This window comes from Nonomuraea sp. B19D2 (assembly GCF_040137845.1).
Classification (GTDB): domain Bacteria; phylum Actinomycetota; class Actinomycetes; order Streptosporangiales; family Streptosporangiaceae; genus Nonomuraea.
Genome location: NZ_JBEFAK010000008.1, coordinates 310,393 through 319,070 on the forward strand (window position 1 = coordinate 310,393; position 8,678 = coordinate 319,070).

Genomic DNA, 8,678 nt, shown 5'->3' on the forward strand with positions numbered 1-8,678 from the left:
ACGCTTGCCCCCGTGCTTGTCGCCGCGGCCGTCTGCCCGCCCACCCCGCTCATCGCGCTCCAGCTGGACGACCTCCGCTCCGCCTGCCACGCCGCGATCGCCGCGCTCCGCGACGCCCGTCCCGACGTGCTGCTCGTGGTGGGCGGGGCCGAGAGCACGAGCACATACGGCGGCCAGGCGGCGGGCACCCTGCGCCCATGGGGGCTGGACGTCACGGCCGGCCGCGACGAGCCCCCCGTGCTCCCGCTGTCCTTGACCGTCGGCCGCTGGCTCCTGGGCGATCGGGCCCCGGACAGCTTCCAGTCCGTCGCGCACGATGCGACAAGCAAGGAATGCCGGCTGCTTGGCGAAAAACTAGGAAAGGTCGCGGACCGGGTGGCGCTGCTGGTCATGGCCGACGGCTCCGCCTGCCTGAGCCCCCGGGCCCCGGGCAAGTACGACGACGCCGCGAAACCGTACAACGACCTGATCGCGAACGCCATCGCCCACGCCGACCCCGGCGCCCTCGCCACCCTCGACCCCGCGCAGGCGGAGAGACTGTGGGTGAGCGGGCGGGCCGCACTCCAGGTGCTGGCCGGCGCGGCGGGCGCCCGCGGGTACGAGGGCCGGCTGCTGATGGAGGCGGCCCCCTACGGCGTGGGCTACTTCGCCGGTCTGTGGACCTGACGCTTCGGCACCGGGATCTTCATCAGGTCGCGGGCGAGCACGACCTCGCCGTCGAAGTGCCGTCGCACCTCCGCCACGAAGGCGGGCTCGGCGTCGAACCCGTACCGCTCGGAGAAATGCGTCAGCACCAGCCTGCGCACTCCAGCGTCGGCCGCCACCAGCCCCGCCTCGAACGCCGTCAGATGCCCGTACTCCTTGGCCAGCGCGCTCTCCGACGACAGGAACGTGGACTCGATCACCAGCAGGTCCACCCCCGAGGCCAGCTCGAACACGGTGTCGCAGAGCCGCGTGTCCATGACGAACGCCACGCTCTGCCCCGGCTTGGGCACGCTGCACTGGTCGATCGTGATCCCACGCACCGAGCCGGTGCGCTGGAGCTCGCCGATCTCGGGGCCGCGGATGCCGTAGGCGGCCAGCTTGTCGGGCAGCATGCGGCGGCCGTTCGGCTCCTGGACGCGGTAGCCGTACGACTCCACGGGATGGGACAGGCGGCGTGCGGTCAGCGGGCCGACGGTGGCGAGGTCGCCGGAGAGAGCGTGCTCGGAGATCACAGAGGTGTCGGCGAACGCGGCGGCGTGGCGGAGCCTGCGCCAGTACGTCTCGCCGGAGGCAGGGAAGAGCGCGCGCACCGGGTGCCTGACCTTGTCGCGGGCGATGCGCTGCACGACCCCGGGCACGCCCAGGCAGTGGTCGCCGTGGAAGTGTGTCAGGCAGATCCAGTGCACGTCGTGGGCGTTCACGCCGGCGAGCAGCATCTGCCGCTGAGTGCCCTCGCCGGGGTCGAAAAGGTAGCCTTGTCCGTCCCAGCGCAGAAGGTAGCCATTGTGATTACGGTGTCGGGTGGGGACCGCGCTGGAGGTGCCCAGCACCACCAACTCACGTGAGGACATGATGACCACAGTCGCGTTCGCCGAGGTGCCGACGCCGGTCGGGCCGTTCGTGCTGGCCGTCACCGAGGTCGGCATCGTCGCGTCGGGCTGGGGCTCCCGTCCGCGGCCGACCGACCGCCTCGGTCTGGCTGAAGTCCATGATTCGGATCGTACGGCCTTCGCGGTCGCCGAACTGAATGCTTATTTCGCGGGCGATCTGAAGACCTTCGAGACACCGGTGGACTGGCGGCTGATGTCCGGCTCCCGGCTGCGGGTGCTGCAGGCCCTGCACCAGGTCCCGTACGGCACCGCCGTCACCTACGGCGAGTTGGCCGCGCGCAGCGGCTCCAGCGTGCCCGCCCGCGGCATCGGCTCGATCATGGGCTCCAACCCCATCCCGATCATCGTGCCCTGCCACCGCGTGATCGCGGGCAACGGCCTCGGCGGGTTCAGCGGCGGCGAGGGCGTGGAGACCAAGCGCTGGCTGCTGACCCACGAGGGCTACCTGCAACCGACCCTGCTGGATTTTTAGGCCTCGATCTCTAGCAGACTTGTCGGTGTGAGCCAGAAGCCAGTCATCGCCGTCGTGGGTCCCACCGCGGCCGGGAAGTCCGATCTCGCCGTGGACATCGCGCTGCGGCTGGGCGGCGAGTGCGTCAACGCCGACTCCATGCAGCTCTACCGGGGCATGGACATCGGCACGGCCAAGCTCACCATGGCCGAGCGGCGCGGGGTCCCGCACCACCTGCTCGACGTCTGGGACGTCACGGTCACGGCCAGCGTGGCCGAGTACCAGAAGCTGGCCAGGGCGGTCATCGACATCGTCGAGGTGCCCGTGCTGGTCGGCGGCAGCGGCCTGTACGTACGCGCGGCCATCGACGAGCTGGAGTTCCCCGGCACCGACCCCGAGATCAGGGCCAGGCTGGAGGGCGAGCTGGCCGAGCGCGGCTCCGCCCCGCTCTACGAGCGCCTGTGCGAGCAGGACCCGGCGGCCGCGGCGGCCATCCTGCCGAGCAACGGCCGCCGCATCGTCCGCGCGCTGGAGGTGATCGAGCACACGGGCCGCCCGTTCTCGGCCACCATGCCCGGCTACGACGCCGTCTACCCGAGCGTGCAGATCGGCCTCGACGTGCCCAGGCCGGAGCTGGACGAGCGGATCGCGGTCAGGGTCGGGCGCATGTGGCAGGGGGGCCTGGTCGACGAGGTGCGGAGCCTGCTCGGGCAGGGCCTGGCGCTGGGCCGCACGGCCAGCCGCGCCCTCGGGTACGCCCAGGTCATCCGCTTCCTTGAGGGGGAGTGGAGCGAGGAGCAGGCGATCGAGGAGACCGTCAGGGCCACCAGGCGCTTCGCCCGCCGGCAGGAGTCGTGGTTCCGCCGCGATCCCAGGGTGTGCTGGCTGCCGTACGACGCACCGGACCTGCTTGAGCGGTCCCTCGCCCTAATCTCCGCACACCCTTTCGCATAAACTTAAAAAATGCGGTTTTTCAAGGGGCACGGCACCGAGAACGATTTCGTCATCCTTCCCGACCCCGGCGGAGAGGCAGCTGTGACAGCCTCGCTCGTCGCCAAGATCTGCGACAGGAGAGCCGGCATAGGGGCTGACGGCGTGCTCGTGGTGACGCGCACCAAGGAGAGCCATGAGGTGAGCGAGCATGCCGTCGCGGCCGAGTGGTTCATGGACTACCGCAACGCCGACGGCAGCGTGGCCGAGATGTGCGGAAACGGCATGCGCGTGTTCGCCCGCTACCTGATCGACGCGGGGCTGGAGCACTCCACCGAGTTCGCGGTGGCCACCAGGGGCGGCGTACGCAAGGTCCGCGCCGAGCCGAACGGCGACATCACCGTCGACATGGGCAAGCCCGTCGTGCTCGGCGAGAGCGTGGCGACGGTCGGCGGCCACGAGTACACCGGGCTGCACATCAGCCTGGGCAACCCCCACCTCGCCTGCGCCATCGGCGACCCCGTCGTCCAGCTCGACCTCACCCACCAGCCCGGCTTCGACCCCGGCGTCTTCCCCAGCGGGGTCAACATCGAGCTGTTCAACCCCGTCGGCACCAGCCGCGCGGTCATGCGCGTCTACGAGCGCGGCTGCGGCGAGACGCGCTCCTGCGGCACCGGCACAGTGGCCACGGCCGTCGCCGCCGCGGCCCTGTCGGGCGACACCACCGGCACCTGGACGATCGAAGTGCCCGGCGGCACGGTGACCGTCACCCTCGAAGAGGACACGAGCTACCTTTCCGGCCCCGCGGTCATCGTGGCCAGCGGAGAGCTGATGCTTGCAGAATGATGTTCTCCTGAGAGATGCTGGGTCCACTTCGCGAACTGAGGGGTGGACCATGGCGGACCCGCGCACCACGGCGGCACAGGTCAAGGCGCCGATCGGCCAGCTCGGCGGCGGATGGATGATCTCCAGGGAGGCCAAGGCCGTCTGCGAGGAGTACGGCCTCGGCCCCCGCGAGCTCTACTTCAGAGGCCGCTGCGGCGTGCTCGGCGAGTGCGACGCCGACGTCGTCACCTCGGTCGCCGTCTTCTTCCCGCCCCAGCACGTCGAGGAGAGCTGGAACGGCGGGCGCAAACTCGCCGCCGAGCAGGCGGTCGAGCTGTACGCCGAGGTGTGCAGGGCCTGGGGCCGGCGCAAACTCGGCGGCTACGACGGCTGCGCCAGGATCGCCGAGCTGCTCCAGCCGGTCGTCGAGCAGGCATCGCCCGTCGGCGCCCCGCTGTTCGCCGGGTGGCGGGCCGTGCCGCTGGCCGACGATCCGCCCGCCCGGGCCACGCAGCTCATGCACGTCGTACGCGAGCTGCGCGGCGGCCTGCACGCCAACGCGGTGGTCGCGGCGGGCCTGGACCCGCTGGCGGCCACGCTCGCGACCAGCCACGACGCGACGCCGTTCGGACAGGCCGCGGGGGAGATGATCGCAAAGTTCTTCCAATGGCCGGAGCCGTACGCCACGCCCGGCCCCGACGTCCTCGCGCGGCGCGCGGCGGTGGAGGAGACGACAGACGACCTGATGGCGCCGGTGTTCTCGGTCCTCGACGACAACGAATCGGACGAGCTGATCGGGCTTCTGCGTTTTGGGCACGCTCGTTGACCTGGCAGACTGGCTGCCCATGGACGTGGACATCTGGGCCTGGGTGGGCGACACCCAGCAGCAGCTTTCTGAGGCGGGCAACGTTGGCCTTGCCATGGCGCTGGGAGACCTTCCCGCACAGGCCTACGAGGGCAGATATCCGCAGCTCGACGTCATGGCGCCGGCCATCGCGCAGCAGGCGGAGGCCCTTGAGCTGCCCTGGCTCGAGTTCTACGCCCGCTACTGGCACCTGATCGGCCGCATCGGCGACCGGGCGCAGGGCGCGGTCGCCGTGGACGACGCGCAGCAGTTGCTGGCGTTCGCCCAGCGCGAGGACGTTCGCGAGTGCCCGGCCGTCCCGGCGGCCGTCGAGGCGCTGGCCGTCACGTGGGCCAACGCCGACGGCCCCGGCTACGCGAGCGACCGCCTCGAGACGCTGGGGACGTGGATCGAGGGCCTGAGCCCGGAGAAGCCCGCCTTCACGGGGCTCGTCACGCAGTACGTCGCCGCGCTCATCGACGCGGGCACGCCGGGCGAGGCGGTGACCTACGCCGAGTCCGCCGTCGAGCGGCTGCGGGTCGCGGGCCGCGAGGCGAGCTGGGAGCTCGCCGCCGAGAGCGCCAGGGCGCTGTTCGCGGCGGGCCGCACGGAGGACGCGCTCAACGCGCTGCAGGCCGCGGCCGAGTTCAAGGCGGACGACCCGGTGGCCAAGGAGCACCGCGACGGCGTGCGGCGGGCCCTGATCCTCGCCACGCTGGGCCGCACCGCCGAGGCCGTGGACGCGCTGCCCGACCTCGACGTGGTGGGTGAGCACCCGCGCGTGTTCGTCGAGTGGTCGCAGGCGGTCGCCAAGCTGGCCGGCTCCGCGCAGATCGCCAACACCTGGCAGCTCGGCCGCGTGCTGCGCCAGTGGATGGACTACTTCGGCATGATGGGCGGCTACCGCGCCCGCGTCGAGCTCGCGCTGGTCGCGGGCGACCTGGCCGTCGCCAGGCAGGGCGTGTGGCAGGCCAGGCTCCTCGCCGACCTGGCCGAGTCCGGCGCCGCCGAGCTGCGCCAGAGCGAGGGCATCGGCGAGCGGATGGCCGCGCTGCGGGCCGCCGCCGACGCCGCTGCCGAGCCCGAGGCCCCGGGACCGCTGAGCGAACTGGTCGGGCTCTTCGACGCCGCCGACGGCTTCAACGCCGACCCGGAGAGGTGGGTGGGCTGGCTCGCGCCGCTGTCCGGCGAGGACCTGGAGGCCACCCGCCGCCACACGACCACGCTGGGCTTCCTCGGCTTCCCCGCCACCGGCGCCGACATCTACTGGAAGCTGCTGGTCGACACCGGCGACATCGCCACCGCCGACTCCGACGACGTGGCCTACCTCACCACGCTGCTCGTCGAGGCCCGCCAGGACGAGCGGCTCGAGCAGATGGCCGCGCTGCTGCCGCACGCCGCCCAACAGCTCGCGCTGGCCAGGCTGCACAGCGCGCGCGAGCGCTGGCAGGAGACCCTCGACGCGGCCGAGCACGCCGTCGCCGCCGGGGCCGGGCTCGACGCCCGCCGCCTGCTGTCCGGCGCGGCCCAGCAGCTCGACGAGAACGCCAGGGCCGCCCAGGTGCTGCTGGAGGTGCTGGACGAGCTCACCGATGAGGACGTCTGGCGCATGATCGTCATGGCCACCTCGACGGAGGACTGGGACACCGTACGCAAGGGCGCCGCCAAGATCGGCATGCCGATCAAGTCCAAGGAGGGCCCGATCGAGGAGGAGATGGGCCTCATCAGGGTCATCCTCCCCGCGCCGGACGGCGGCCAGCGCCAGGTGCTGTCGATCCGCACCGGCCCCGCCACCGCCAGGCTGGCCCTGCCGCAGCCGCGCGGCATGGACTACAACGCCGGCGACCTGGTGGTCTTCGACCCGCAGCTGCTGGAGCCGGTCCCCGACGACCCCCAGGAGCAGCAGAACTTCGTGCCGCCGTTCGCCGCGGTGCGCATCCTGCGGCCCGGCGGCTACACCAGCTACTTCTTCGACGGCGCCGCGCCGAGCGAGGAGGACTGGGCGGAGTTCACCGAGGTCATGGCCGAGCGCGGCTGGCCCATGTGGGTCTACAGCGACGAAAACTACACCGTCACCCACCCGACGTCCGGCGAGTCCCTGCCCGGCGTCTTCGGCTGGGTCGCGGTGCCGCCGGACGTGTCGCCGGCGGAGGTCGACGCGCTGCTCGACGACGCCACCGAGCGGTGGGTGCACCCGCTGGCCTGGCTCGACCTGGCCCGCGAGATCGACGTCGAGGTGGAGCGGCACGAGCGGATCGTCAAGGAATACGGCCTCTGACGGTGGCCGCGCCGCGTCCCGTGTCCCAGGGTGCGTCGCCTACGCGCGACGCCTGCTCGGCACGGGATGCGCCACGCGGCCGTTGCCACGCCGTGTCCCGTGCATGGGACACGTGCGCCGCGGGCGGTGCTCGTGAGTGAGCTGGAAGGCGGGATGTGACGTGCTGGAGCGGTTCGCTCTCGATGGCAAGGTGGCCATCGTCACCGGCGCGTCCGCGGGATTGGGCGTCGCGTTCGCCCGCGGCCTGGCCGAGGCGGGTGCCGATGTCGTGATCGGCGCCCGGCGCGCCGACCGGCTCGAGGAGACGCGGCGGCTGGTCGAGGAGACCGGCCGCCGATGCCTGGCCGTGCAGACCGACGTGTCGCGGCCCGGAGACTGCGACGCGCTGGTGGCCGCCGCGGTCGAGGCCATGGGCGCGGTCGACGTGCTGATCAACAACGCCGGCATCGGCACCGCCGTGCCCGCGCTGCGCGAGACGCCCGAGGAGTTCCGTCAGGTCATCGACGTCAACCTGCTCGGCACGTACTGGATGGCCCAGGCATGCGCGCGGGTCATGCGCCCCGGCTCATCCATCGTCAACATCGGCAGCATCCTCGGCGAGACCACGGCCGGGCTGCCGCAGGCCGCCTACAGCGCGTCCAAGGCGGCGGTCATCGGGCTCACGCGGGACCTCGCGCAGCAGTGGACCGGCCGGCGCGGCATCAGGGTCAACTGCCTGGAGCCGGGGTTCTTTCTCTCGGAGATGACCGAGCAGTACAAACCCGGCTACGTGGAAAGCATGGTGGAGTCGAGGGTGGTGATGAAGCGGCCCGGCGACCCAGCCGAGCTGGTGGCCGCGGCGGTCTTCCTGGCCAGCGACGCGGCCTCGTACATCACCGGGGTGACGATGCCGGTGGATGGCGGGGTGCTGCTCACCTAGCGACCAAGGATCGCTAGGAGCCCGTGCGGGTCACCGGCTGGCCGGACGAGCAGGTGATCTTGAGCTCGACCTCCTCGCCCTCGTCCGGCTCGAACTCCACCTTGGCCTCGCGCGCCGGACCCGGCTCTACCGTGTCCACCGAGTGGTTCTGGGCCGGGCTCCACGAACGCAGCGTGACCAGGTCGCCCTCGCAGGAAGCGATCACGGTGCCACCCGGACTGCGGATCAGCTTGCCCGGCGACGGCGTGGCGGTGCTCGGGGTGAGGGCGGTGGCCGGGCCGGGGGCGCGCTGGGTCGCGGTGCTCAGGGCCGCGCGGACCTCCGCCTGGCTGAGCACGTGGCCGGAGTCGCCGGTGAGGCCGGTGCCGAGCAGGGCGAGCACCCCCACGGCCGCGCCGGTGGCGGCGACGGCGGTGGCGGCCCAGGCCAGCACGAGTCTCTTCATCGCCCTCACCTTCCCCCATGTACGGCTAAGGCCAGGTTAAGGCGACGCTAAGGCTGCCCAAGGCATGCTCATCGAGCGTTTACCGAAGGTCCGCAGAAAGCCTCGGCGTTCAGGCCGGGGATGAATACGGTCCCCTGCAGGGGATGACCCGGCGGAGCCGGGACAGACCGGAGCGCGTAGCGCGGACCCAGGGCGTCATGCCGGTCGGCGCTGCTGTTCGATGTACTGCCTGATGATCGAGAGTGGGGCTCCGCCACAAGAGGCGGCGAAGTAGCTGGGTGACCACAAGAGGCCCTGCATGATGGCGCGGGTGACGCGGCCGGTGAATTCCTTGCACAGGTAGTGGGAGGAGACGCCCTTGAGAGAGTTGACGAGTTTGCTGATGGCGACC

The 8,678-nt window shown here is 71.6% G+C and carries 10 protein-coding genes; 7 read left to right on the forward strand and 3 right to left on the reverse strand.

The annotated features are described in order from the left end of the window. Positions 1–12: 12 nt before the first annotated feature. A complete protein-coding gene (locus ABN273_RS18315; RefSeq protein ID WP_349450100.1) occupies positions 13–666 on the forward strand; it encodes a class III extradiol ring-cleavage dioxygenase family protein in 654 nt (217 codons plus the stop codon). On the opposite strand, the gene ABN273_RS18320 is transcribed toward ABN273_RS18315, so the two are convergent. Next, entirely contained in the window at positions 642–1,556 is a 915-nt protein-coding gene (locus ABN273_RS18320; RefSeq protein ID WP_349450101.1) for a ribonuclease Z, read from the reverse strand. The two genes, ABN273_RS18315 and ABN273_RS18320, sit on opposite strands and share 25 nt — an antisense overlap. Between ABN273_RS18320 and ABN273_RS18325 the strand changes: the two genes are divergently transcribed. From ABN273_RS18325 to ABN273_RS18350, 6 genes are all read left to right on the forward strand, one after another. Continuing rightward, complete coding sequence (locus ABN273_RS18325; RefSeq protein ID WP_349450102.1) at positions 1,555–2,067, forward strand: methylated-DNA--[protein]-cysteine S-methyltransferase; 513 nt, start codon at positions 1,555–1,557, stop codon at positions 2,065–2,067. The two genes, ABN273_RS18320 and ABN273_RS18325, sit on opposite strands and share 2 nt — an antisense overlap. Before the next feature lie 27 nt (positions 2,068–2,094). Further along, the gene (gene miaA, locus ABN273_RS18330; RefSeq protein ID WP_349450103.1) at positions 2,095–3,000 is read left to right on the forward strand and encodes a tRNA (adenosine(37)-N6)-dimethylallyltransferase MiaA; all 906 of its coding nucleotides are present in this window, start codon (positions 2,095–2,097) and stop codon (positions 2,998–3,000) included. Positions 3,001–3,009: 9 nt separating this feature from the next. Continuing rightward, positions 3,010–3,822, forward strand: a complete 813-nt coding sequence (gene dapF / locus ABN273_RS18335; RefSeq protein ID WP_349450104.1) for a diaminopimelate epimerase — start codon at positions 3,010–3,012, stop codon at positions 3,820–3,822. 49 nt (positions 3,823–3,871) lie between these two features. Further along, entirely contained in the window at positions 3,872–4,627 is a 756-nt protein-coding gene (locus ABN273_RS18340) for an SCO6745 family protein (RefSeq protein ID WP_349450105.1), read from the forward strand. 19 nt (positions 4,628–4,646) lie between these two features. Beyond that, positions 4,647–6,923: a tetratricopeptide repeat protein gene (locus ABN273_RS18345; RefSeq protein ID WP_349450106.1), complete on the forward strand. Its 2,277-nt coding sequence runs from the start codon at positions 4,647–4,649 to the stop codon at positions 6,921–6,923. Between the two features lie 136 nt (positions 6,924–7,059). After that, a complete protein-coding gene (locus tag ABN273_RS18350) occupies positions 7,060–7,842 on the forward strand; it encodes an SDR family NAD(P)-dependent oxidoreductase (RefSeq protein ID WP_349450107.1) in 783 nt (260 codons plus the stop codon). Positions 7,843–7,855: 13 nt separating this feature from the next. Here the strand turns inward: ABN273_RS18350 and ABN273_RS18355 are convergent, their stop codons facing one another. Together ABN273_RS18355 and ABN273_RS18360 are read right to left on the reverse strand one after the other, a co-directional pair. Continuing rightward, on the reverse strand, positions 7,856–8,287 hold the full coding sequence (locus ABN273_RS18355; protein ID WP_349450108.1) for a hypothetical protein: 432 nt from the start codon (positions 8,285–8,287) through the stop codon (positions 7,856–7,858). 195 nt (positions 8,288–8,482) lie between these two features. Beyond that, on the reverse strand, positions 8,483–8,678 hold a 196-nt coding region (locus ABN273_RS18360), incomplete at its 5' end, for a transposase (RefSeq protein WP_349450109.1).